The organism is Paractinoplanes lichenicola (assembly GCF_016785085.1).
In the GTDB taxonomy this organism is placed as follows: domain Bacteria; phylum Actinomycetota; class Actinomycetes; order Mycobacteriales; family Micromonosporaceae; genus Actinoplanes; species Actinoplanes lichenicola.
This window is the reverse complement of the sequence record NZ_JAENHO010000001.1, coordinates 208,036-231,599: the sequence shown is the minus strand read 5'-3', so window position 1 is coordinate 231,599 and position 23,564 is coordinate 208,036. Positions and strand designations below refer to the sequence as shown.

25 protein-coding genes and 2 pseudogenes are annotated in these 23,564 nt (G+C 71.3%); 19 read left to right on the top strand and 8 right to left on the bottom strand.

The features are described 5' to 3' along the window. The 6 genes and pseudogenes from JKJ07_RS01135 to JKJ07_RS49430 form a co-directional block, all read left to right on the top strand. On the top strand, positions 1-1,098 hold the full coding sequence (locus JKJ07_RS01135; RefSeq protein WP_307834082.1) for a M20 family metallopeptidase: 1,098 nt from the start codon (positions 1-3) through the stop codon (positions 1,096-1,098). Then, complete coding sequence (locus JKJ07_RS01130) at positions 1,091-1,909, top strand: GNAT family N-acetyltransferase (protein ID WP_202989252.1); 819 nt, start codon at positions 1,091-1,093, stop codon at positions 1,907-1,909. Before JKJ07_RS01135 ends, JKJ07_RS01130 begins: the two co-directional genes overlap by 8 nt. Next, a complete protein-coding gene (menC, locus tag JKJ07_RS01125) occupies positions 1,906-3,012 on the top strand; it encodes an o-succinylbenzoate synthase (protein ID WP_202989251.1) in 1,107 nt (368 codons plus the stop codon). The genes JKJ07_RS01130 and menC overlap by 4 nt, the downstream gene beginning before the upstream one ends. Before the next feature lie 61 nt (positions 3,013-3,073). Next, a pseudogene (locus tag JKJ07_RS52160) lies at positions 3,074-3,439 on the top strand (sigma factor); the annotation flags it as partial. A 190-nt stretch (positions 3,440-3,629) separates the two neighbouring features. After that, a complete protein-coding gene (locus tag JKJ07_RS50930; RefSeq protein ID WP_268919043.1) occupies positions 3,630-3,764 on the top strand; it encodes a hypothetical protein in 135 nt (44 codons plus the stop codon). A gap of 68 nt (positions 3,765-3,832) precedes the next feature. Further along, positions 3,833-4,069, top strand: a pseudogene (locus JKJ07_RS49430) (helix-turn-helix domain-containing protein); the annotation flags it as partial. Between the two features lie 90 nt (positions 4,070-4,159). On the opposite strand, the gene JKJ07_RS01115 reads toward JKJ07_RS49430, so the two are convergent. From JKJ07_RS01115 to JKJ07_RS01105, 3 genes are all read right to left on the bottom strand, one after another. Next, positions 4,160-4,777, bottom strand: coding sequence for a ClpP family protease (locus tag JKJ07_RS01115; protein ID WP_202989249.1), 618 nt, complete (start codon positions 4,775-4,777; stop codon positions 4,160-4,162). Positions 4,778-4,850: 73 nt separating this feature from the next. Further along, a complete protein-coding gene (locus JKJ07_RS01110; protein ID WP_202989248.1) occupies positions 4,851-5,459 on the bottom strand; it encodes a ClpP family protease in 609 nt (202 codons plus the stop codon). Between the two features lie 87 nt (positions 5,460-5,546). Beyond that, the gene (locus tag JKJ07_RS01105) at positions 5,547-5,747 is read right to left on the bottom strand and encodes a sigma factor-like helix-turn-helix DNA-binding protein (protein ID WP_202989247.1); all 201 of its coding nucleotides are present in this window, start codon (positions 5,745-5,747) and stop codon (positions 5,547-5,549) included. An 86-nt stretch (positions 5,748-5,833) separates the two neighbouring features. Here JKJ07_RS01105 and JKJ07_RS01100 point away from each other — a divergent pair, with 86 nt between their 5' ends. Next, positions 5,834-6,553 (top strand): hypothetical protein, encoded by a 720-nt coding sequence (locus JKJ07_RS01100; protein WP_202989246.1) that lies wholly within the window; start codon positions 5,834-5,836, stop codon positions 6,551-6,553. A gap of 1 nt (position 6,554) precedes the next feature. Here JKJ07_RS01100 and JKJ07_RS01095 read toward each other — a convergent pair whose 3' ends face one another. Next, the gene (locus JKJ07_RS01095; protein WP_202989245.1) at positions 6,555-7,061 is read right to left on the bottom strand and encodes a hypothetical protein; all 507 of its coding nucleotides are present in this window, start codon (positions 7,059-7,061) and stop codon (positions 6,555-6,557) included. After that, positions 7,058-7,696: a lytic polysaccharide monooxygenase auxiliary activity family 9 protein gene (locus tag JKJ07_RS01090; protein WP_202989244.1), complete on the bottom strand. Its 639-nt coding sequence runs from the start codon at positions 7,694-7,696 to the stop codon at positions 7,058-7,060. The genes JKJ07_RS01095 and JKJ07_RS01090 overlap by 4 nt, the downstream gene beginning before the upstream one ends. A gap of 112 nt (positions 7,697-7,808) precedes the next feature. Here JKJ07_RS01090 and JKJ07_RS01085 point away from each other — a divergent pair, with 112 nt between their 5' ends. Further along, the gene (locus tag JKJ07_RS01085) at positions 7,809-8,270 is read left to right on the top strand and encodes a nuclear transport factor 2 family protein (protein ID WP_202989243.1); all 462 of its coding nucleotides are present in this window, start codon (positions 7,809-7,811) and stop codon (positions 8,268-8,270) included. 88 nt (positions 8,271-8,358) lie between these two features. Next, positions 8,359-9,033 carry a hypothetical protein gene (locus JKJ07_RS01080; protein WP_202989242.1) on the top strand — a complete coding sequence of 225 codons (675 nt, stop codon included), beginning with the start codon at positions 8,359-8,361 and terminating at the stop codon, positions 9,031-9,033. A 54-nt stretch (positions 9,034-9,087) separates the two neighbouring features. On the opposite strand, the gene JKJ07_RS01075 is transcribed toward JKJ07_RS01080, so the two are convergent. Continuing rightward, positions 9,088-9,324, bottom strand: coding sequence for a hypothetical protein (locus tag JKJ07_RS01075; RefSeq protein ID WP_202989241.1), 237 nt, complete (start codon positions 9,322-9,324; stop codon positions 9,088-9,090). 75 nt (positions 9,325-9,399) lie between these two features. Between JKJ07_RS01075 and JKJ07_RS01070 the strand changes: the two genes are divergently transcribed. Continuing rightward, positions 9,400-10,188: an endonuclease/exonuclease/phosphatase family protein gene (locus JKJ07_RS01070; RefSeq protein ID WP_202989240.1), complete on the top strand. Its 789-nt coding sequence runs from the start codon at positions 9,400-9,402 to the stop codon at positions 10,186-10,188. Here JKJ07_RS01070 and JKJ07_RS01065 read toward each other — a convergent pair. Beyond that, on the bottom strand, positions 10,185-11,705 hold the full coding sequence (locus tag JKJ07_RS01065) for a hypothetical protein (RefSeq protein WP_202989239.1): 1,521 nt from the start codon (positions 11,703-11,705) through the stop codon (positions 10,185-10,187). The two genes, JKJ07_RS01070 and JKJ07_RS01065, sit on opposite strands and share 4 nt — an antisense overlap. Continuing rightward, on the bottom strand, positions 11,706-13,772 hold the full coding sequence (locus JKJ07_RS01060) for a hypothetical protein (RefSeq protein WP_202989238.1): 2,067 nt from the start codon (positions 13,770-13,772) through the stop codon (positions 11,706-11,708). It lies immediately after the preceding gene. A gap of 374 nt (positions 13,773-14,146) precedes the next feature. On the opposite strand from JKJ07_RS01060, the gene JKJ07_RS01055 reads away from it, so the two are divergent. From JKJ07_RS01055 to JKJ07_RS01015, 9 genes are read left to right on the top strand one after another with little or no spacing between them, the layout of a single operon-like run. Then, positions 14,147-16,105, top strand: coding sequence for a methyl-accepting chemotaxis protein (locus tag JKJ07_RS01055; RefSeq protein ID WP_202989237.1), 1,959 nt, complete (start codon positions 14,147-14,149; stop codon positions 16,103-16,105). A gap of 8 nt (positions 16,106-16,113) precedes the next feature. Beyond that, a complete protein-coding gene (locus JKJ07_RS01050; protein WP_202989236.1) occupies positions 16,114-17,670 on the top strand; it encodes a chemotaxis protein CheW in 1,557 nt (518 codons plus the stop codon). An 11-nt stretch (positions 17,671-17,681) separates the two neighbouring features. Continuing rightward, entirely contained in the window at positions 17,682-18,725 is a 1,044-nt protein-coding gene (gene cheB / locus JKJ07_RS01045) for a chemotaxis-specific protein-glutamate methyltransferase CheB (protein WP_202989235.1), read from the top strand. A gap of 18 nt (positions 18,726-18,743) precedes the next feature. Further along, positions 18,744-19,340 (top strand): HEAT repeat domain-containing protein, encoded by a 597-nt coding sequence (locus JKJ07_RS01040; protein ID WP_307834081.1) that lies wholly within the window; start codon positions 18,744-18,746, stop codon positions 19,338-19,340. Further along, positions 19,337-20,206, top strand: a complete 870-nt coding sequence (locus JKJ07_RS01035) for a CheR family methyltransferase (RefSeq protein ID WP_202989234.1) — start codon at positions 19,337-19,339, stop codon at positions 20,204-20,206. The genes JKJ07_RS01040 and JKJ07_RS01035 overlap by 4 nt, the downstream gene beginning before the upstream one ends. Beyond that, complete coding sequence (locus JKJ07_RS01030; protein ID WP_202989233.1) at positions 20,203-20,589, top strand: response regulator; 387 nt, start codon at positions 20,203-20,205, stop codon at positions 20,587-20,589. The genes JKJ07_RS01035 and JKJ07_RS01030 overlap by 4 nt, the downstream gene beginning before the upstream one ends. Further along, complete coding sequence (locus tag JKJ07_RS01025) at positions 20,586-22,943, top strand: chemotaxis protein CheA (RefSeq protein ID WP_202989232.1); 2,358 nt, start codon at positions 20,586-20,588, stop codon at positions 22,941-22,943. Before JKJ07_RS01030 ends, JKJ07_RS01025 begins: the two co-directional genes overlap by 4 nt. Further along, entirely contained in the window at positions 22,924-23,196 is a 273-nt protein-coding gene (locus tag JKJ07_RS01020) for a hypothetical protein (protein WP_202989231.1), read from the top strand. The genes JKJ07_RS01025 and JKJ07_RS01020 overlap by 20 nt, the downstream gene beginning before the upstream one ends. After that, complete coding sequence (locus JKJ07_RS01015) at positions 23,193-23,564, top strand: response regulator (RefSeq protein ID WP_202989230.1); 372 nt, start codon at positions 23,193-23,195, stop codon at positions 23,562-23,564. Before JKJ07_RS01020 ends, JKJ07_RS01015 begins: the two co-directional genes overlap by 4 nt.

Here is a 23,564-nt window from a genome sequence, read left to right as displayed (position 1 = left end):
GTGGACCTGTGCGCGATGCTGGCCGACGTGCGGGAGCTCGTGACCTGCGAGTCGCCCTCGGACGACCGGGCCGCCGTGGCCCGCAGCGCCGAGGTCGTGGCCGCGGTCGGGCACCGGCTGTTCGGCGCCGGCCCCCAGCTGATCGTGATCGACGGCCGGACCCATCTGCGGTGGCGTTTCGGCGTCGGCCCGCCCCGGGTGCTGCTGCTGGGCCACCATGACACGGTGTGGCCGATCGGCACGCTCGCGCACACCCCGTACGACATGACGGGGGAGACGCTGCGCGGGCCGGGCTGCTTCGACATGAAGGCGGGCGTCGTCCAGGCCCTGCACGCGGTGGCGTCGCTCAGAGACCGTACGGGGGTGACCGTGCTGATCACCGGGGACGAGGAGCTCGGCTCGCCGACGTCGCGCGAGCTGATCGAGAAGGAGGCCGCCGGGTGCGCGGCGGCCCTGGTGCTGGAGGGCGCGGCCGACGGGGGAGCCCTCAAGACCGAGCGCAAAGGCGTTTCCCTCTACCGCGTACGGGTGACCGGCCGCGCCTCGCACGCCGGGCTCGAACCCGAGGCGGGCGTCAACTCCACCGTGGAGCTGGCCCACCAGGTGCTCGCCGTGCAGGCTCTGGCCGACCCGGCGCTCGGAACCACCGTGGTGCCGACCCGGATGACCGCGGGCACCACCACCAACACCGTCCCGGCGGCGGGCGAGTTCGCCGTCGACGTCCGCGCCCGCACCATCGCCGAGCAGCAGCGGGTCGACGCCGCCCTGCGCGCGCTGACCCCGGCGCTGCCGGAGGCCCGGCTCACGATCGAGGGCGGCCCCAACCGCCCGCCGCTCGAGGCCACCGCCTCCGACGCGCTCTTCACGCGGGCCCAGGCGATCGCCACCCGGCTCGGCCTGCCCCCGCCGGCCCGGGCCGCGGTCGGCGGCGCCTCCGACGGCAACTTCACCGCCGGTGCCGGCACGCCTACGCTGGATGGACTCGGCGCGGTGGGCGGCGGCGCCCACGCGGCCGGCGAGCACGTGGTGATCGCCGAGATCCCGCGCCGGGCGGCGCTGGTGGCGGCGCTCGTGGTGGAGGTGACGGGCAATGAGTGACCTGCTCAGCCCGGCCACGGCGGCCGACGCGGCCGCCCGTGCGGCCGGGGTCGAGGTGCGCGTCCTGACCGAGCTGGCCGAGCTGCACGACGTGTGCCGGCTGTTCGACACCATCTGGCAGTCCGACCCGGCCGACCCGCCGGTGACCCGCGACCTGCTGCGCGCGATGACCAAGGCCGGCAACTACGTGGCCGGGGCGTTCGACGCCACCGGCATGGTCGGCGCGTGCATCGCCTTCTTCGGCCCGCCCGGGCGGCGCGAGATGCACAGCCACATCGCCGGGGTCAGCCGGGCCGCCCACGGCCGCAGCATCGGCTACGCCCTCAAGCTGCACCAGCGGGCCTGGGCGCTCGACCTCGGCGTGCACACGATCAGCTGGACCTACGACCCGCTGGTCAGCCGCAACGCCTACTTCAACATGGCCAAGCTGGGCGGCCTCCCGGTGCAATATCTGCCGCACTTCTACGGCGCCATGAGCGACGGCATCAACGGCGCCGACGACACCGACCGGCTGCTGCTGCGCTGGGACCTGACCGTCCCGGGGCGTCCGCAGCCGTTGAGTTTGGCCGGCGCCGCGGTCGCCCTGGACCGTACGCCCGGCGGCGAACCGGTCATCGGCCCCGCCGACGGCCGCACGCTGCTGGTCGCGGTGCCGACCGACATCGAGTCGCTGCGCCGCACCGATCCGGCCTGCGCCCGGCGCTGGCGGATCGCCGTACGGGATGTGCTCGGTTCTTTGATCGACGGCGGGGCCCGGGTCACCGGCTTCGACCGGGCCGGCTGGTATGTGGTGGAGAGGGCAGACGCATGAAATTGACCGGGATCGAGCTCCGGCGCATCAAGATGCCGCTGGTGGCGCCGTTCCGCACGTCGTTCGGCACCGAGACCGAGCGCGACGTCCTGCTGCTGCGCGCCGTCACCGACGAGGCCGAGGGCTGGGGCGAGTGCGTCGCGATGAGCGACCCGCTCTACTCCAGCGAATATGTCGAGGCCGCGGCCGACGTGCTGCGCCGCTATCTGGTGCCCGCCCTGGCCGCCCGCCCGCCGGCCGCGGCCACCGCCGTCGCGCCGGCCCTGCACAAGTTCAAGGGTCACCGGATGGCCAAGGCCGCCCTGGAGACCGCGGTGCTCGACGCCGAGCTGCGGGCCGAGGGCCGGTCGTTCGCCCGCGAGCTGGGCGCCACCCGCGACCGGGTGCCCTGCGGGGTGTCGGTCGGCATCATGGATTCGATCCCCGAGCTGCTCGACGCCGTCGACGGCTACCTCGGCCAGGGCTACGTCCGGATCAAGCTCAAGATCGAGCCGGGCTGGGACGTCGAGCCCGTACGGGCGGTTCGCGAGCGCTTCGGCGACGACGTGCTGCTGCAGGTCGACGCGAACACGGCGTACACGGTCGGGCAGGCGCCGCTGCTGGCCGCGCTCGACCCGTTCGGCCTGCTGCTGATCGAGCAGCCGCTCGACGAGGAGGACGTGCTCGGCCACGCCGAACTGGCCAAGCGGGTCAGGACGCCGATCTGCCTGGACGAGTCGATCGTCTCGGCCCGGGCCGCGGCCGACGCCATCCGCCTCGGCGCGTGCAGCATCGTCAACGTCAAGCCGGGCCGCGTCGGGGGATACCTCGAGGCCCGCCGCATCCACGACGTGTGTGTCGCCAACGGCATCCCGGTGTGGGCCGGCGGCATGCTCGAAACAGGCCTGGGCAGGGCGGCCAACGTGGCTTTGGCCGCCCTGCCCGGTTTCACCCTCCCCGGCGACACGTCGGGTTCGGACCGCTATTTCCGTACGGACGTGACCGAACCCTTCGTGCTCCAGGACGGCCACCTGCCCGTCCCCACCGGCCCCGGCCTGGGCGTCCAGCCGATCCCCGAGATCCTGGCCGAGATCACCACGAGCATGGAGTGGCTGCCGCTCTGATGTGATCCAGAATTCGGCCCCCGCGTGCAACCTGGCGCGGGGGCCGATCCGTAGAAGAGCCATGAAGCAACACCCCGATCGGGAACGCGAGTTCACCGAGTTCGTGACGGCCCGCCGCGCCGCGCTGGTGCGTACGGCGGCGCTGCTGGTCTCCGGCGACACCGCCTGGGCCGAGGACGTGGTGCAGACCGCGCTGACCAACCTCTATCTGGCCTGGCCCCGCGTGCGGCCGGAGACGGTGGACGCGTACGCGCGGCGGTGTGTCGTCAACGCGGCCACCGACGAGCACCGCAGCCTGTTCCGCCGGCGCGAGCAGGTGCGTTCCGAGCTGCCCGAGTTGCCGGCCTCCGCGTCGGACGACGAGGACCGGACCATGCTCGCGCTGCTGGCCACGCTGCCACCCCGCCAGCGGGCCGCCGTCGTGCTGCGCTACGTCGAGGGCCTGACCGTCGCCGAGGCGGCCGACGCTCAGCCTCGAGGGGCGTATCTCGGTCTCCCTCCAGGGCCTGTCCACCTTCCCCCGAGAGTCGCCGATCAAGAAGGTCGACGTCAACGGGCGCCCGGGACAGCTCGGGCACCCGCTCGAGTCGGCGGGCAAGCTGTCCGAGACCCGCTGGTTGTTGTTCTCCGATGCGAGCGGCCGCAAGGTGAATGTGCAGGTGCCCGAGACGGTCGGGCTCAGCGACGAGCAGGTCGTCGACTTCGCCGAGGGCATCACGGTCACCGGCCAGGCCGTCGAGATCGGCGGCTGACAGCCGGCTCTACGCTGCTGGCGAACCGGGGTATCGGGGGCGTCGGCGGGCTGGGTACGGTGAGCCGCATGGCGGACAACGAACGGCCCTTGCTACGTACGGTCGTCGGCCGGGTGCTGCGCCGCCACCGGCTGGAGCAGCGCCGCACCCTGGCCGAGGTCGCCCGCGAGGCGAACGTGTCGGTGCAGTATCTGTCGGAGGTCGAGCGCGGCCGCAAGGAGCCCAGCTCCGAGATCCTGGCCGCGGTCTGCGACGCCCTGCAGATCGAGCTGTCCGATCTGCTGGCCGAAGTCCGCTTCGACCTCGTCGGCCACGTGGCCCCCGTGCTGCGGCTCGCCCCGGTCGCGCCGCCGGCACCGGGCCGGTCCGGCGGCGTCATGATGCTCGCCGCCTGATCAGCTCGCCGCGGTCAGCCGGTACGCCCGCTCCGGCCGTGAGGTGATCACCCGGTCGGCCAGGCCGTAGGCGACCGCCTCGGGTGCGGTCAGCGCCATGCTCCGATCGGTGTCGGCGCGGATCTTCTCGACCGGGTGCCCCGTGTGCCGCCCCAGGATCCGATCCATCTCGGCCCGCACCTTGGCCACCTCTTTCGCCTCCACCGCCAGGTCGGGCAGCGTGCCCCGGGCCTGACTCGACGGCTGGTGCAGCGTCACCTTGGCGTGCGGCAGCACCGACCGCTTGCCCGGCGTCCCCGCGGCGAGCAGGGCCGCGGCGGCCGAGGCAGCCTGACCGACGCAGATCGTGGCGATGTCACACCGTACGAAATGCATGGTGTCGTAGATGGCGGTCAGCGCGCTGAACGAACCGCCGGGCGAGTTGATGTAAAGCCCGATCTCCTGCTCGCCGGCCGACTCCAAGTGGATCAGCTGGGCGATCACCACGTTGGCCACGCCGTCGTCGATCTCGGTGCCGAGGAAGATGATCCGGTCCGACAGCAGCCGCGAATAGATGTCGTACGCCCGCTCGCCGTTGGGGGTCTTCTCGACGACGGTGGGAATCGTGTATTGGCTCATGCCCCCGCCTCCGCTCCGCTACGGCAGAGGCCCGAGCCGGGCACTGAGCCTGATGATTCGCTCGCAAGCTCGCTCATGCGCTCAGACCCATCGGCTGGCGGGTCATCTCGGGGCGTACGTCGTCCACGCTGTCCAGCACGTGATCGATCAGCCCGTACGCCAGGGCCTCCTCGGCGGTGAACCAGCGATCGCGCCGGCTGTCCCGTTCCACCACCTCGATCGGCTGCCCGGTGTGTTCGGCGGTCAGCCGCAGCAGCGTCGTGCCCACCCGGTCGAGCTGGTCGGCGTAGATCTCCACGTCGGCCGCCGTGCCACCGAACCCGGCCGAGCCCTGGTGCATCAGGATCTGCGCGTGCGGCAGGCTGAACCGCTTGCCCGGCGCGCCCGCGGTCAGCAGGAACTGGCCCATGCTGCCGGCCAGCCCCAGCGCCAGCGTGCTGACCTCGTTGGGGATGAGCCGCATGGTGTCGTAGATGGCCAGCCCGGCGCTGACCGACCCGCCCGGCGAGTTGATGTAGAGGCTGATGACGGCCCGCGGGTCCTCGGCCGACAGCAGCAGCAGCTGCCCGCACAGCCGGTTGGCGATCTGGTCGTCCACTTCCTGGCCCAGCACGACGATCCGCTGGTGCAGCAGCCGCGCGGCCACCTGGTCGTCGATCGATCCGGCAATCGGTTGAGTCATGTGATCCCCTCGCTCTCTGGGACCACCATGGGAGTTTGTACGGGCCGGCACCAAGCCAATCTGCCGTGAGCAGACGCGGGTCTGCTGTCAGCAGATTCGCATGTCGCAGAGCTCGCGCATCGCCTCGTAGAGCCGGGCCTTGACCGCTCTCGGGGGCAGGCCGAGCACGCGGGCGGCCTCGTCGGTCGTCCGGCCGCGGAAATACGTGGCCACGAGGACCTCGCGATGCCGGGCCGGGAGACGAAGCAGCAGCTGCTCCATCGGCGGGTCGGCGTATCTGGTCGGCATGCATCGCACTCTGGTCGGCCGCGCGGCCCAACTCCAGTGCGCATGTGCGGCGTAGTCGGCTGGTTACCGCTTCCTACGCTGGGGGCATGCAGCTGACCGAGATGAGCGAGCTCGGATTCCGGACGTCCGTGTCGGTCTTCCAGCGACCCGCCGGCGGGCTGCGCTGGGTGATCATCCCGACGATCCACATGGGCCACGCCGACTACTACTGGGCGATCTGGCAGCGGCTGCGCTCGTGCTCGGCGGTCATCGCCGAGATCTGGGACGGGCCGAGCTCGACCGGCATGACGTACGCCAATGCCATGCGCCTGTCCCGTCAGCGCACCGCCCGTGATCTGGTGCCGCAGGACATCGACTACGGCGCCCTCGGCGTCCCGATCATCTTCCCGGATTCCTTCCTGGCCCCCGACGCCGACCCCGAGCGCCGCATGTCGGCCGAGGAGCGAATGCTGGCCCACCTGAGCACGCCGTTCCTGGCCTGGCACATGGCCCGCGCCGGCGACTGGATGGCCACCGAGGTCGACTGGAAGAACCTGCACGACCACACCGTGGTGCCGCGCGACGAGCTCGACGTCCAGCGCGAGGACGAGCTGCTGCACGTGATGCACGAGATCGACACCGAATTCGCGGCCGAGGACACGGAGGTCGCGGTGGTCTTCGGGGCGCTGCACATCCCCATCGTCGTACGGGATCTGGCCGGGCTCGGCTATCGGGCGCTGCCGGACCGGCAATGGCTCACCGCGATCGACTACGACGAGCCCGCGATCCTGCGCAAACCCAGCCTGGACGGGTGGATGGACTGGTGAGTCACAGGCCGGCGGCGTCGTCGTAGCGGCGGCGCAGGTCGGCCATCTCGTCCTCGGTCAGCGCCTCCTTCTGGGCCAGGTCGGCATACTTCGCGGGGAACATCTCACGCAGCCGGTCGACGTACTTGACCTCGGCGGTGGCCTCCACGACCCGGATGCCGGGCGGCTCGGCCGACAGGTCGAGGATCACCGGCCCGGCCAGCTTGACCGCCACGTCCCACGGCTGCTTGTCCTCGGCCACGCCACACAGGTGAAAACCATAGATTTCCCGTACGGCGGTGAGCGCGCTCGCGTCCGGCGGCTCGTAGCCGTAGACCCGGACTCCGCAGATCACCGTACCTTCGGCTTGCTGCCCGGCATGGTTGTGCGTGCCCGGATCGGACTCCTCGAGAATGCCCCGCATCCGGTTCGTGACCTGCGCCGCCACATCTTCCCCGGAATCGCGCAGGACGGCGATCCCGCCCGCCACCGCGAGCAGGATCGCCGCCACTCCTACGTAACGCTTCATGCGGTGAAGTTCACGTCGCTGCACCACATGTAGGTCTGGTCCTGGTGCGACGCCTGCCAGATGACGAAGAGCAGGTGGTGCCCGGTGTAGCCGGACGTCGAGATGTTGAACGAGATGTTCTGGGCCGGGGCGTACCGGCCGGTCTGCGTGATGAAGTCGAGGTTGCCCCAGCCCAGGCTCTGCGTGGCCGGGTTGAACCCCTGCTTGCTGACGTAGACCCGGAAGTAGTCGGCGCCGTGACTGGCCTGGTCGTACAGCTGGACCGTCAGGTTGCGCGAGACGTCGGTCGTCCGCCAGGCGCCGGTCCGGTTCAGGCTGTCGTTGCGGGTCAGGCCGTTGCTGCAGAGCTGGCCATCGGGCGTACGGGCCTGGAACTGGCCGCCGAGGCCGTCGCGCAGGGCGCTCATCCAGTTCCACATGGTGTCGGGGTTGGCCTGGAACGCCTGCCAGCACATCGGATCCTGCTGCTGCATGGCCGGGTTGGTGTGCTGGCTGCCCCAGGATTTCCAGCACTGATAGGCCCGGCTGGCCGGGTTGATGATGGTGCCGTGGGCCTGTGCCGCGCCGCTGAAGGGGAGCAGGCCGGCTACGAGAGCGAGAAGCACAACGAGCACCCAGCGGGGACGGGGTGTCATGTCGGTCCTCCGTTCGTCGGGGATGGGGGATGAGTGGGAGCGCTCCCAATGGGAGCATCGCAGCCCTCTGTCCGGATATCAACCCACGTCGATAGATTTGGCATCGTCCACTATGCTCACCGAGGTGACTTCCCCCGTACGGGTCCTGGTCGCTCTCGCGGCCGTCGCTGCCCTGTCGGCCTGCGGCAACAGTGGTTCGCCCGAAGACACGCTCAAGGCCCTCGCCGAGGCGGCCAACAAGTCCGACGACAAGGCGATCGAAGCCCTGATCTGCGACGAGGCGCTCAGCCCGTCCGACAACACGATCGCCAACGCCCAGGCCGAAGCCGTGCAGGCCGACCCCGCCCTCGACGACTTCGGCTACGACTTCAAGGCCGGCGAGATCACGGAGGAGACCGCCGACACCGCGGTCGCCACGATCACGATCGACGTCAAGGGCACCGACGACGCCTCCGAAGCCGGCCGGCAGTTCCTCGACCAGGCCAACGGCCCCCGCCCGCTCGGCCTGATCGGCGAGAACGGCGAGGTCCACCTGATCAAGCGCGACGGCGAGTGGCTGATCTGCAAGCGCTAGTATTCGTCGCATATACATCGCTGACGATCCGCGAATCTCCCCGCGCGTCCGCCGCCTCCTCGCCGAGCGCGGGCAACGCCTCCCGCACATGACCGAGGCGGCCATCCGCTCGACGGCCGACGACCCTCGGCTGGCCGACGCCATGGTCGCCTTCGAGGAGCGCTACGGCGGGCTGTCCTACTCCATCACCGGCGGCAACACCATGGACTACGGCCTCGAGGGTGAAACATCAGCCCACGACACCCCGTACGGGCTCGCCTTCACCGGCATCGTCGACGGCCACTGGACGTGGGGCGTCGATGTCCTGCTCGACGGCCGCACCGCCATGGGTCCCGGACGGTGGCCCTCCCGCGTCGTCGACCGCTCCCTCGAGCAGCGACTCGAGCGGCACGCGATGCTGTACGAGGTGCACGAGTGGTACCACCAGCCCTTCGAGTGCTTCACCCCGTCGAACGTCGGGTTGATCGCCGACGAGGCCGGCCTGCCCCCACCCGTCCCGGAGGCCGGCGGCCCGGCTGAGCTGTGGTGGAGCGGGCCGGACGTCGCCGTCCAGGCGCGGCTGGTCGGGTGGCCGCCGGAGCGCGACCGCTGGGCCGTGCGGTACTTCGCGCGGCACCCCCGGCTGGTGCTGTACGACGCCGCCCCCGCCATCTTCGCGGCCCTGTGGCACGAGACCGTCCCGGCTTCCTGGTGCACGTTGTGCTCGGAACCCGTGGCAGTCGGCAGGCCGTGCCTGCGCCGCCCGGCGCCATCGCGACGCTGACCGGTCCTGCTCGAACGGCCCCAACCCGTTCATCCGCCGCGAGGGCGACCGGCGTCAGGCGGCCGGCTGGGATGAGCGGGCGCCGTGGCGTTCGACCATCCCGTTGACCCCGCGCAGGAAGGTTTCGCTGATCGTGTCGGGGTCGAAGAGGCAGCCCGCGGCCATGGCGCCGTCCCGGAGCATGACCAAGTGTTGCGCGGCCGCCTCGGAGTCGGACTCCGCGATCTCGGCCATCAGCTCGCCGACCGTCTCGAGGAACCACTGCCGGTGGGCCAGCACGACCTGATGCACCGGGTGGGACGAGTCGGGATAGGCATGACCGTGTGAGGTGTGGCGTCGGTTGCCGGAGGGGTACGGACGTCAGTCATGACTGACAGCACGGTTCGTGCGATGACCTGGAACCTGTGGTGGCGGTTCGGGCCGCACTGGGAGGACCGCCAGCCCGGCATCCGGGCCACGCTGGAACGGTTTCGGCCGGATGTCGTGGCGCTGCAGGAGGTGTGGGCCGGCGAAGGAACGACCCAGGCCGACGAGCTGGCCGAGACGCTGGGAATGCACGCCGTGTTCGCCGCGCCGTCCTACCCGCCCGCAGCAGACCTGGGGATCGCGGTGCTGAGCAAATGGCCCGTCCTCGACCACGAGGTGCTCCCGATGCCGGCCCGGCACCGCGCCTGGGATCCGGTCGCGTTGACCGTCCGGGTTGCCCATCCCCAAGGCCCGCTGCCGATCGTGGCGGCCTGTCTCGACTACGGCGTGGCCTACACCGACGACCGCATCGCGCAGGGCACCTTCGTCGCCGACCTGGCCACCGAGCCGCGCTTCGACGGTCCCTGCCCGGTCCTGCTGATGGGGGACCTGAACGCGGCGGCCGATTCCCCGGTCCTGCGGCGGGCGGGTGACGTGCTGATCGACGCCTGGGCCGCGGGCGGGGGAGCGGCTGACGCGGTGACCCTGCCGTCCACGCACCCGTCGGCGCCGCTGGAGGCCGGCCCGCAGCTGATCGACCAGCGCATCGATCACATCTTCTTCCGCCCCGGCCGCGAGGACCAGCTCGTCCGGGTGACCGAGGTGCACCTGGCCGGCGAGCCGGTCGACGGCCTGCACCCCTCCGACCACCGGGCCGTCGTGGCCGACCTGAGCTGGTACGAACGTTAGGCCGAGATGCCCGCGTACGTCAGCCATCGCTCGCGCGGTGACAGGCGCAGGCGGACCTTGCTCGGGTCGACGCGGCCGAGGGCGGGCAGTTGTTCGCGGATGCGTAGCTGGGCCGTCTCGGTGGCGTCGGTCAGCAGGCGCTGCACGGCCGCGTGGTCGCGTTTCTCCTGCGACAGCATCACGATCAGCTTGGCCCGGCCGCGGACGACGTCGCCCCGGCACAGGCGGGACTGGGCGTAGGCGATCTCGCAGCGCCGGGTGTGCGGCTGCAGCGCGGCCTGCACCACGCCGAGCAGGGCCGGGGTGTCGACCGTACGGTGGGGAATTTGCCACCACAGCCAGATCGGGTAGGGCACCCGGCCGGTCGTGGTGGCGCCGGTCTGCTGGCTCGAGTTCGGATAGGTGCAGCGCATCGGCGGGCTGACGGCCACCTTCCAGTCCGCGATCAGGCTGTCGTCGGCCCGGTCGGTGACCGCGGGGCGCAGCGTGGCGAAGCCGCTCAGCCTGGGCAGCGCGTCGAGCCAGCCACCCGACCACGGCGGCAGCTCCTCGGGCACCTCGGGGTCGACCGGCAGCACCAGGTTGATGAAGGTCGTCTTGCGCATGCTCGAGATGGACGCGGCCAGCACCCCGACCCCACGTTCGCGCAGCGCCGCCACCGCGGTCGCCGTGGTTCCCGTACGGGAGGGGCCGACCACGCTCACGACGGCGGCCCGCCGCGGGGTGTTGGACGACGCCCGCGGAAAGAGCCGGTTGCGGGCCTGCCGGAAGCGTTCCCGGTCGAAGCCGCGGATCGTGAACCATTCCCCCCGTACGCGGTTGAACCGCTGATCGCTCAGCTTGAGCCCGAAGCCGTACTCCTCGGCCAGCGCGGCCAGCTCGGTCTCGAAGTCGAGCCGGGCGCCGGACATCTGCGGGTCGACCCCGATCGAGAACCGCAGACAGGGCGCGATCGCGTCGCGCAGCCGCTCGTTGGAGCCGTCGCCGCGCTCGCTCTTGATGCTCAGCGGCACCGGCGCGACCGGGGTGTGCAGGTGCAGCACCGGGGCGTCGCGCTCGGCGGCCAGGGCGGTCAGCTTCTCGATGATCAGCGCCTGCATCAGCGCCTCGCGGTAGGTCGGCGACCAGTGCGCGGTGCCCAGCGTGATCAGCACCTCGACCTTGCGGGTGGACTGGTTGAGGAACCCGGGGTTGGGCACCGCGTGCCCGAAGTACGAATACGTGTCGCGGTGACCGGCGTCCTCGTCGGTGCCGATCTGCACCCGGCCGCTGAACGCCGACATCGCCGACGGCCACGTCGACACCGACACCGACAGCCCGGCCGCCGAGAAGTGGCAGAAGTCGGTCGGCCAGCCGTTCGGGTCGTCCTTGTCGGGGTCGATGACCGGCATCGGGGGCGGGCCGTTGCCGAGCCCGTGGGTCAGCGTGAACTGCACCGACGAGAAGTACGTGCCGGCCGCCTCGGCCGCGATCCGGGCCAGCTCGGACGACTTGGTGGAGTTGGCGGGGGACGTCATCTACACCTCTCCACGGGCGTCGAAGAAGTCGTCCGGCTCGACCGGCGGGCGGGTCGAGCGGCGGGCGTCGCGCAGCCAGCGCGGGATCTTCGTCGAGCGCGGCACCGGGCTGCTGCGGTGGATCCGCCGGGCGTAGAACTCGCACACACAGCAGATCAGGATGCCGATCAGCACGGCCAGCGCGAGCTGGAAGAGCCGGGTCATCTCACGGTCGGACTGCACGGTGCCGACCACGATGGCCAGGGCGGTGGTGACCACGACCGAGGCGGCGGCCAGGGTCCGCTGGAACTGGTGCAGCTGGCCCAGCACCGATTTCGTGCTGGGCAGGTCGAGCCGGGCCAGCAGCAGGCCGGGCACCAGCAGCAGCACCGCGACCACGGCGTCGGCCTGCTCGGGCACGAAGTCCTCGGGGATCTCGGGCGAATACAGCCAGGCCACCCCGCCCGAGAGCAGCGTGCCGATCCCGAGCACCACCAGGGCCAGCCCGGCCACCATCCGGGTGATGCTCTCGATCAGCGCCGGGGCCTCGTCGGCCAGCGTCATGAAGGCGAACACCCGTACGGGCTCGGTCGACTGCGGGCTGAGCTCGACCGACGGGCGGCGCCAGTTCGCGTGCGCGCCGTACTCGCGGGGGTCGTTGTCGGTGGTGATGTCGCGCCCGACCTGCGAGGCGCGCAGCCCGGCGGCGATGTTGCGCAGGGCCGGCCCGGCCAGGTCGCTCTTGGCCAGGTGCTGCATGCCGTCGGAGGCGTAATGCGCGCAGAAGGCGGCCAGCACCTCGAGCGAGCAGTCGCCCGCGGAGAGCGCGTCGACCACCTGCTTGGCGCTGAGCGGCCGGGGCGGGGGCGCCGAGCCGGGACCGACCGGGATCGGCAGGCGGGCCAGATAGGCCTCGTAGCCGGCCAGGTCGACCAGCCGCCGCCGGCCCAGCTCGGCCAGCCGCGAGGCGATGCTCTGCATCTCGAGCTCGAGCAGCTTGTGGTGGCTGCCCAGCGCCTCCGCACGGTGGGCCACCGACTCCAGATCCTGGGCCAGCACCTCGACGAACTCCTCGTCGACGTCGCACGACATCAGGAACCGGCGGACGCTGATCTCCTGCCGGGTCTCCAGGGTCAGGTGGTACGCCTTGACCGACCGCGGGATCTCGGTCTCGTACTCGACGACGAACTCGCGGTTGACCGGCAGCACGCTCTTGGCCAGCGACTGCAGCGGGGCCGGGCGGTGCTGGGCCGGCAGCAGCGGCGCGTCCCAGGTCAGGAACCGGCGCGGGCGGCCCAGGCCGAGCTGCGCGACCAGCACGTATTGCCGGATCGCGAGCTGCAGCAGCCGGGCGAACGGCACCTCGCCGCCCTCCGACGCGAACAGGTCGTCCAGGCCGAGCAGGGCCAGATCCCGTACGGCTCGGGAACCGCCACCGCCCGTGTCGAGCAGGTCGGCGTGGTCGAGCGGGGTGTGCAGCCGCGGCCCGGCCGGCGCGCCCACCATGATCAGCTCGGTGATCGCGGCCTCGATCAGCCAGCGCGACCGCTGGTGGGTGTGGCGCAGCTGATGGATCGGGCTGGCCGGCGCCGACACGTCGTCGTGCGCGTTGATCAGCATGCTCAGCAGCTTGACGAAGGCGGCCGCGGTGACCCGGTTGGCGTCGCGGTGCGACAGGCGCGGCACCACCTCGCCGCTGGAGTCGCGGATCGTCACCGGGGCCAGGTCGCGGCGGCTGTAGCGGGACACCGGCACCCACAGCGACGGCGGCCCGGCCCGTTCCGGATCGCCGGGCACCAGCAGCGTGTCGCGCAGCCGCCCGGAGATCAGGTCGAGGTCGACGTCGACGCTGATCGTGCGGCTCATGTGCCCGCGGTCCATCAGCGTCAGGTGCTCCGAGAGCCGGGGCACGTGGTCGAGCCGGAACGACAGGTCCATCAGGGCCAGCCCGAGCGCCGCCTCCCGGCTGGGAAACGTCAGCGGCGCGGTGGGCACCGGAAGCGCCTGGATCATCGTGCGCAGATGGTCCAGCGGGCCGTCGACGGGCCGGTCGGCGATCGCGGTTCGCCCCCGGAGGTGGACAGTCAAATGCTGCTCCTAGCGTCTGCCTGCCATCTTCGTCGCATCCGCAGAAACGACGGTTGATGTGTCGCCATGACGACTGGATCTTTCCGCGGAAGATCCAGCCGGTGGCGAACTCCGTACGAAGCCGGATGCGGGCCGGCCCTGGCTCCCGGGCGACGCCGCCCCGTCCTCGAGCGCCCGCCGAGGACATGGCTGAGCTCCGGTCCTCATCGGGGCCGTGCAACCTGCCACACGGCGGAAAAAATCAGGCAGTTGCAAGTCCTTCGAACGCCACTCCTGCCGCCGTGGCCGGTGCCAGGATCCGAAGGTGAGGAAAGCGCCTGGTCCGGCCTGGTCCGGCGTCCTCGGCAGCTTCCAGGAGAGGGGAGCCCACCTCCATGCCCTTGACTACGAGTAGCGCCAACGGGCGGGCCACCGACCCCGCTCGCGCGAGCCGGCCGGTCTCCGCGCCGGTGTCCACCCGCCCGGCCCGCGGCGGGGGCCCCGGCGCGGGCGACACCGAGGCGAGCCGGCGGCAGGCCCGCTCGGTCGCCAAACAGCAGCAGGCGGCCGAGCGGATCGCCGCCGCCACGGCCGAGATCTCGGCCCAGAACGCCGAGGCGGCCGAGGCCTCGCGTCAGCTGACCGAAGCCATGCAGCAGATCTCGGCCGGCGCCGAACAGGCCTCCGGCGCGACCCAGCAGAGCCTGGCCGCCATGAACCAGGTCGAGGAGCAGGTCGGCCGGCAGGAGACCACTACCCGGCAGGTCGCCGAGCTCAGTCAGGCTTTGCAGGGCCTGCTGCAGGAGACCCGTAACGGCATCAGCATGTTGCTGGCCAACGTCGACAACGCTTCGACCCGGCAGACCGCCTCGGTGGGCACGATCAGCGAGCTCGAGAAGCAGGCCGACGAGATCGGCGAGATTGTCAAAACAGTTGCACACATCGCGGACCAGACGAATCTGCTCGCGCTCAACGCGGCCATCGAGGCCGCCCGGGCCCGCCAGCACGGCAAGGGCTTCGCGGTGGTGGCCGACGAGGTGCGCACGCTGGCCGAGACGAGCGAGCGCAGCGCCCGGCAGATCCGCGACCTGATCGACGAGGTGCGCGAGAGCGTCACCGTGATCGCCTCGGGCGTGCAGTCCTCGGCCGAGACGGCCCGCGGCGAGGTCGAGAAGGGCAAGACCATCACCGATCAGCTCGAGACCATCCGGGCCGACATGGGCTCGATCATGGCGGGCGCGACCGAGATGGCCGGCGCGGCGGTGCAGGCGCAGGCCGCGGCGGGCTCGGCCAAGGCCCGGTCGGAGGAGATCGCCGCGGCGGCCGAGCAGCAGTCGGCGGCGTGCGAGCAGTCGTTGCAGACGGTGAATCAGCAGACCGGCGCGCTGCGGCAGAGCGAGCAGGCGGCCGAGGCGCTGGCCGAGGTCTCGGAGACGCTGCGGTCGAGCACCGACATCACCAAGAGTGCCGAGGACGTCGCCTCGACCGCCGAGGAGCTGTCGGCCGCGGTGGAGGAGATCAACCGGGCCGCGGCCCAGATCAACACGGCCATCTCCGAGATCAACTCGGGGGCCCGGACGGCGGCCGAGAAGGCCCAGCAGACCAGCGAAGCCGTCACCAAGATCGAGCAGGGCGCGCAGCTGTCGGCGACCCGGGGCGGTGCCGCGGTCGAGCGGGCCGACGCCATCCTCGAGCTGCTGGGCGCGAACAAGGTGTCGGTCGACTCGATGATTCAGGCGATCGGCCAGGCCGCCCGCGACGGCATCGAGAACGTCCGCAAGGTCTCCGAGCTCGAGCAGATCTCCCGGCGCATCGACAAGATCGTCGACGCCATCGCCAACGTCTCGATCCAGACCAACATGCTGGCCGTCAACGGCTCGGTCGAGTCGGCCCGGGCGGGCGAGTTCGGCAAGGGCTTCGCGGTGGTCTCGACCGACATCCGCAACCTGGCCCGCGACTCGGCCGACAACGCCGACCGGATCAAGGATCTGGTCAAGTCGGTGCAGGACCGCATCGTGGAAGTGCGCGGCGACCTCGAGGAGACCAGCCGGCAGGCGCTGGCCGAGGTCGAGGCGGCCAAGGTGACCACCGAGCGGCTGAGCGAGATCGAGCGTGACATGCAGCAGGTGCGTGCGGGCAACGACGAGGTCCGCGAGTCCGCGCAGTCGATCGCCGGGACGTTGGGCGAGGTCAAGTCCGGCCTGGAGCAGATCGCCACCGCGGCCAACCAGGCCGAGCAGCTCGCCGGCCAGGCCTCGACCGCGGCCCGCGAGCAGGCCCAGGGTGCGGAGGAACTGGCGGCCGCCGTCGAGGAGATCGCGGCGCTCGCCGACGAGCTGCAGAACGCCGGGTGAGCGCGCTCATGACCAGCGAGGACGACCGGGACGAGGAGACCGACGGCGGCAACGCCGACTACGTCACGTTCGACATGGCCGGCGAGCGCTACGCCTTCCCGATGAGCCAGGTCCAGGAGATCATCCGGATGCCCGCCGTGGTCAAGGTGCCGCTCGGCCCGCCCGCCCTGGAGGGCCTGGCCAACCTGCGGGGCCGGGTGCTGCCGGTGGTGAGCCTGCGCGAGTGCTGCGCCATGGAGACGGCCGAGCACGACGAGACCACCCGGGTGATCATCGTGGACGGCGGTGTGCCGCTCGGCTTCGTGGTCGACCGGGTGGCCAGCGTGATCAGCATCGACCCGGCGGACATGGAGCCGGCCGACTCGGTGCAGTCGACGGTCCGCTCCGACGTCCTGGTCGGCGTGATCAAGTCGAAGGACGGCCTGATGACCAGCGTCCTCGACGTGGACCGGCTGGTCGGCAGCCAGTTCGACGGGCTGGCCGAGGCCGCGGCGGCGCGGGAGCCGGCGGGCACGGCGGCCCGGATGCCGGAGTCCGAGGTGGAGACCGAGAGCGACGACACGCTCGAGCTGGTCAGCTTCGCCGTGCAGGGCCAGGAGTACGCGCTGCCGATCGACCAGGTGCAGGAGATCGTGCAGGCGCCGGAGTCGGTCAGCCACGTGCCGAACTCGGGCGGCCGGGTGCTGGGCGTGATCGACCTGCGGGGCCGGCTGCTGCCGGTGGTCAGCATGCGCCGCGTGTTCGGGCTGCCGGTCACCCCGCTCGAGCCGCAGAACCGGATCGTCGTGGTCTCGCTCGACGGCGGGGTGGTCGGCGTGGTGATGGACACCGTGCGCGAGGTGCTCCGCGTGCCGCACCAGCTGGTCGCGCCGCTGCCCGCCTTCATGGCCGGGGACGGGCGCAAGAGCGAGGTGGAGTCGGTGTGCCGGCTCGAGGACGGCAAACGGCTGGTGTCGGTCCTGAGCGTCAACCGGATGTTCGACTCGCCCGAGGTACGCAACGAGATCGCCGAGCACCAGGACCGGGAGGACGGGCCACCGATGACGGAGGAACAGCGGGACGACGACGGCCGCGGCGACGAGGAGTTGTTCGTCGTGTTCCGGCTGGACGCCGAGGAGTACGCGGTCGACGTCGACGCGGTCCAGGAGATCATCCGCGTGCCCGAGGCGCTCATCCGCGTGCCCCGGTCCTTCGAGTTCGTCGAGGGGCTGGTCAACCTGCGCGGCACGGTGCTGCCCGTGGTCGACCTGCGGACCCGGCTCGGGCTGCCGCGCGGTGAGCGCGACGAGCGTCAGCGGATCGTGGTGCTGATCATCGGCGGCGTCCGGACCGGCTTCATCGTCGACTCGGTGGCCGAGGTGGCCCGGGTCGGGCGGCACGTGCTCGAACCCGCCCCGCAGCTCTCGGCCGAGCAGGCCCGGATCGTCTCGCGAGTGGCCAACCTGCCCGAGCAGAAACGGATGCTGCTGCTGGTGCAGGTGGGCGAGCTGCTGGCGGCCGAGCAGGCTCGCGACCTCGAGGCCGTGCTCGACGAGGTCGTCGCCGACGTCCTCGAGCCGGTCTGACGGGATCGCCGATGTCGAACACATCGGTCCTGGTCGTCGACGACTCCGCGCTGATGCGCCGGGCGATCCGGGGCATCCTCGAGGAGGCCGGCGGGTTCGAGGTGAGCACGGCCCGCAACGGCGCCGACGCCCTCGACCAGCTCGACCGGGCCCGTCCCGACGTGGTGACGCTCGACGTCAACATGCCCGAGATGGACGGGCTCACCTGCCTGGCCAAGATCATGGCGGAGCGCCCCACCCCGGTGGTCATGGTGTCGTCCCTGACCGAGGCGAACGCCCTGATCACCCTGGAGGCGCTGGAGCTGGGCGCGGTCGACTACGTGGCCAAGCCCGGCGGCACGGTGTCGCTGAACATGAGCGACATCGCCACCGAGATCACCGGCAAGGTGCGCGCCGCGGCCAAGGCCCGGATCGGCCGGGCCCACGGGCTCTCGGCCCGGATCCGGCAGACGCCGCCGCCCCGCGAGCCCGTTACGGGCCGGAAGACCGACCTCGTGGTGATCGGCTCGTCCACCGGCGGCCCGGCGTTGCTGGCCGACCTGCTGCCCCAGCTGCCCGGCACGCTGAGCGCCCCGGTGGTGATCGCGCAGCACATCCCGGCGTCGTTCACCGCCACGCTGGCCCGGCGCCTCGACGAGAGCTGTGCGCTGCGGGTGCACGAGGTCGACCGCATCATGACGGTCCACCCGGGCTCGATCTATCTGGGCCGGGGCAGCAACGACGTGGTGGTGGCCCGGCGCACCGACGGTCTGATCGTCAAGAGCGTCCCGGCCGGCGCCGAGTACCGCTGGCATCCCAGCGTCGACCGGCTGGTCGCCTCGGCCCGCCGGCACGTCGCGGCCGAGCGGCTGGTCTGCGCCCTGCTGACCGGGATGGGCGACGACGGCGCGACCGAGATGGCCGCGGTGCGGGCCGAGGGCGGCCGGACGATCGCCGAGTCCGAGGAGACGGCGGTGGTCTGGGGCATGCCGGGCGAGCTGGCCCGCCGGGGCGGCGCCACCGAGGTGCTGCCGTCGTACGCGATCGCGGACCGCCTGGCCCAGTGGGTCCGCTGAGGAACGAGGAGGGGAATCGTGGGACTTGTCCGTCGGGAACAGCAACCAGCCGAGGCGAAGGCCGCGCCGTCCGTGGAGACGTTGCTGCGGCAGCTCGACGATCCGGACCCGGACTGCCGGCGGGAGGCGGCGCTGGGCCTGGACGGCGTGGCCGAGGCGGTGCCGCACCTGCTCGCCCGAGTGGGGCCGGAAACGGCCTCGACCGTACGGGATGCCCTGCTCACAACGCTCGCCGCGCACGACACGACCGAGGTCGCCGAGGCGCTCGCAATCCACCTGGCCAGCGACGAGGCCGATCTGCGGACGTCGGTGGCCGAAGCCCTGTCGACCATGCCGGGCTCGGTGCCGGCAATCATCCCGCGCCTGATCGACGACCCCGACCACGACGTACGGGTGATGACCGCGATGGTGCTGGCCGACCTGGCCCACCCCGGGTCGCTGACCTGGCTGGCCGACATGATCCGCCAGGACCCGCACCCCAACGTCGTGACCGCGGCCGTCGACGCGCTGCTGCCCTCGCTCGGCCCGGAGCACACCGAACTGCTGCGTGACGCGGTCCGCCGCTTCCCCGACGACCCGTTCCTGCGGTTCACGGTCGAGGCGGCGGTCGGATGACCAGCTCGACGACGGCCGGGCTCAGCGCCGTCGACTTCGAGAAGTTCCGCGAGTTCTTCTACAAGCGCACCGGCATCCAGTTCACCGAGTCCAAGCGATACTTCGTCGACAAGCGGATCGAGACCTGCATCAAGCAGGCCGGGTTCCCCGGCTTCAACGCGTGGTTCTCCGCGCTGCGGCTCAGCGACCGGTCCGGACTGCTGCAGGACCTGATCAACCAGCTCACGGTCAACGAGACGTACTTCCTGCGCGAGGACTACCAGTTCGACTCGCTGCTCAAGACGGTGCTGCCGGACGTGCTGGCCGCCCGGGGCGGCGCGGGCCGGATGACCGGGCCGGTCAAGATCCTGTCGCTGCCCTGCTCGACCGGGGAGGAGCCCTACTCGATCGCGCTGCGGCTGCTGGAGGAGTGGGACCAGATCGACCACGTGGACGTGGAGATCCACGGCGCCGACATCGACAGCGCCGTGCTCGACAAGGCCGCCCACGCCAGCTACGGGGAACGCTCGCTGCAGCGGGTGCCGATGTCCTGGCGGGCCAAGTACTTCGCCCCGGTCGGCGCGGGCCGCTACCAGCTCGACGCGGGCATCCGCGGCGCGGTCACCCTGCACCAGATCAACGTCTGCGACACCACGTCGATGCGGGCGTTCCGCGACTTCGATGTGATCTTCTGCCGCAACGTGCTCATCTACTTCGACGAGTTGTCGAGCCGACGGGCCGCCGAGAACCTCTACGGCGCGATGCGCCCCGGCGGCTACCTGTTTCTCGGCCACTCCGAGTCGATGAGCCGCATCTCGCCGATCTTCACGCCTTCGCGCCTGCCCGAGGGCATCGTCTACCAACGGCCGAGCGGAGGCCCCCGATGAGCGACAACCGTCCCAAGGTGCTGGTGGTCGACGACGCCGCGACGGTGCGGATGTATCACACGAAGCTGCTCGACGACGCCGGCTTCGAGGTGGCCGCGGCGGCCAACGGGCTGGAAGCGGTGGAGGCCGCCATGTCCACCGCGTTCGACCTGTTCGTGGTCGACGTCAACATGCCCAAGATGAACGGCTACACCTGCGTCGAGACGCTGCGCTCGGAGACCGTGGGAACCCCCGCGCCGATCCTGATGATCAGCACGGAGGACCGGCCGGGCGACGCCGACCGGGCCTACGCCGCCGGGGCCAACCTCTACCTGGTCAAACCGGTCAACGCCGAGCGGCTGGCCCGGGTCGCCCGCATGCTCACCTCGGGTGTCGCGGCATGAACCCGTTGCTGGCCCAGTTCCTCGCGGAGGCGGCCGACCTGCTGACCTCGGTCGACGAGGGCCTGTTGCAGCTGGAACGGGACCCCGGCGACCCCGAGCTGGTCAACGAGGTGTTCCGGGCGGCCCACACGTTCAAGGGCTCGTCCGGGCTGTTCGACTTCCCCGAGCTGACCCGGCTCACCCACGCCGCCGAGGACCTGCTGGACGCCGTACGCTCGGGCCGGCTCGCCCTCGACTCGGGCATGACCGACGACCTGCTGGCCGCGTTCGACCTTATCCGCGGCTGGCTGGCTTACGTCACCACGCACGAGCAACTGCCCGCGACCGCCGGCCCGGCCGCGCAGAGCCTGATCACCAAGCTGCGCGGCCCGCTGGGCGGCGAGCAGGCGGCGCCGGACGACTCGGCGAGCGCGGTCGCCCCCACGGCCGTGTCCGACAGCGCGCCCGGCTGGCTGAGCGCCTTCGAGACGGAATGGCTCGAGAGCACCGCCTCGTGGCTGGTCACCACGTCGGCGACGATCCGCTTCGCGCGCTACACCCCGGACGAGGGCTGCTTCTTCCGCGCCGAGGACCCGCTGCATCTGGTCCGTCAGGTGCCGGCGCTGGCCGGCCTGGGCCTGATCCAGCCCTTCGAGTGGCCCCCGCCCGAGACGTACGACGAGTACCAGTGCCTGATCGGCTTCGTGCTGGCCACCCGGGCCGCGGTCGGGGAGCTCAACCACCTGTTCCGCTACGTGCCCGACCAGGTCGAGATCGTCGAGCTGGACGGGGCGGCGATCCGCCGCCACCTCAGCGGCGAGGAACCCCCGCCGAGGCCGGCGCAGGCCGCGGCCGAGGCCGTGGTGCAGTCGCAGGCGCAGAACCTCGAGCTGGCCCGCGACGCCTACGCCATCCTGGCTGCCGCCCAGCGGTCGCTGACCGCCGACTCGCCGTCCGGCGCCCGGTTGTCCTCCGTCGCCCACTCGGTGGCCGCCGCCGCGGCCGCGTTGGGCGCCCCGGCCGAGACCGTCGAGCCGGACGTGGAGGCCCTGACCGCCCGCGTGGCCACCCTGCTGGCCGAGACACCGGCGGCGCCCGAGGAACCGCCACCGGCCGCCCCGCCGCCGCCCGTGGAGCGGGCGACGGCCGACCGTGGCCGCGCCGACGATCCCGGTGGTCAGGTCGGCACCCGCATCCTCAAGGTCGACCAGGAGAAGGTCGACCACCTGATGGAGCTGGTGGGCGAGCTCAACGTGGCCAAGAACGGCCTGACCTTCCTGGCCGACGCGGCCGAGGAGGAATTCGGCAGCCGGGTGCTGGGCCGCCGGATCAAGGACCAGTACTCCGGCCTGCACCGGATCGCCGAGGAGCTGCAAGCGGCGGTGATGGACGTGCGGATGTTGCCGTTGTCGGTGGCGTTCTCCCGCTTCCCGCGCCTGATCCGGGACCTCTCGCGCCGGCTCGACAAGACCGTCGAGCTGGTGACCGAGGGCGACGACACCATGGCCGACAAGGACGTCATCGAGGCCCTCGGCGACCCGCTGGTGCATCTGGTGCGCAACAGCCTCGACCACGGGATCGAGACCTCGGCCGAGCGGGTGGCCGCGGGCAAGGCGCCGGCGGCCCGGATCACGCTCACGGCGGTGGCCGACGGTGATGCCGTGATCGTCGAGATCGCCGACGACGGGCGGGGCATCGACCCGGACAAGGTCAAGCGCAAGGCGTACGAGAAGGGTCTGATCTCGGAGGACGAGCTGGAGGCGCTCACCGAGACGGACGCCGTGGACCTGATCTTCCGGCCCGGCTTCTCGACCGCCGATCAGGTGTCCGACCTGTCCGGGCGGGGGGTAGGCATGGATGCCGTCCGGGCCAGCGTCGAGAAGCTCGGCGGCACGGTCACGATGCGCTCCCAGCCCGGCCGGGGCACCTCGACGCGCCTGCGGCTGCCGCTGTCGATGGCCGTGACCCAGGTGATGGTGGTCAGCGTGGCCGGGCAGCGCTTCGGTATCCCCGTCGACCTGGTCGTCGAGACCGTCCGGGTGCCGGCCGCCGAGATCGGCCGGGTGCTGCACCAGGATGTCGTTGTGCTGCGGGGCGAAGTGGTCCCGGTGATCGACCTGGCCCGGGTGCTGGACATGCCGTGGACCCCCGACCCGGCTGCCGACCAGCGCGTTCTCATCGTCAGCCTGCACGGCCAGCGGGTGGGGCTGCTGGTGGAGCAGTTCCACCGCGAGGTCGACGTGATCCTCAAACCGATGGAGGGCCTGCTGGCCTACGCCGGCGAGTTCTCCGGCACCGCGCTGCTGGGCGACGGCCTGGTGCTGCTGGTGCTGAACATGAAGGAGGTGCTCAGCCTTGCCGCTCGAACTCAATGAGCACACCGCGTCGCTGATCGACGTCGTCACCGTCGACGAGGTGGAGTCGCTCGTCGCCTGGCTGCGGACCACGTCCAAACCCAAGGTCAATCTGCGCCGTTGCAACCATATGCACACCGGCGCGCTCCAGGCTCTGCTGCTTTTCCAGCCGAGGATTAGTTCAACACCGACCGACGCCTTCCTGGCCACGCAGGTGTTGCCGCTGCTCAGGGGGAGCAGCGGGGTTTCCTCAGCAGAAAGCGAACCTCCATGACCACTGTGATGCTTGTCGACGACTCCGCCACCATGCTCATGAGCCTCAAGTCGATCCTGACCAAGGCCGGTTACACGGTCGAGACCGCGGGGCACGGCAAGGAGGCCATGGACAAGCTGGCCAAGGGCGTCAAGCCCAACCTCATCATCAGTGACGTCAACATGCCGCAGATGGACGGGATCACCTTCGTCCGCGAGGCCCGTAAGGCCCCCGGCATGCGGTTCACCCCGATGCTCATGCTGACCACCGAGTCCGAGCAGACCAAGCGCAACGAGGCCAAGTCGGCCGGCGCGACCGGCTGGCTGGTCAAGCCGGTCGGTCCCGACCAGCTGCTCGGCGTGATCAAGCAGGTCGTTCCCGGCGCCTGA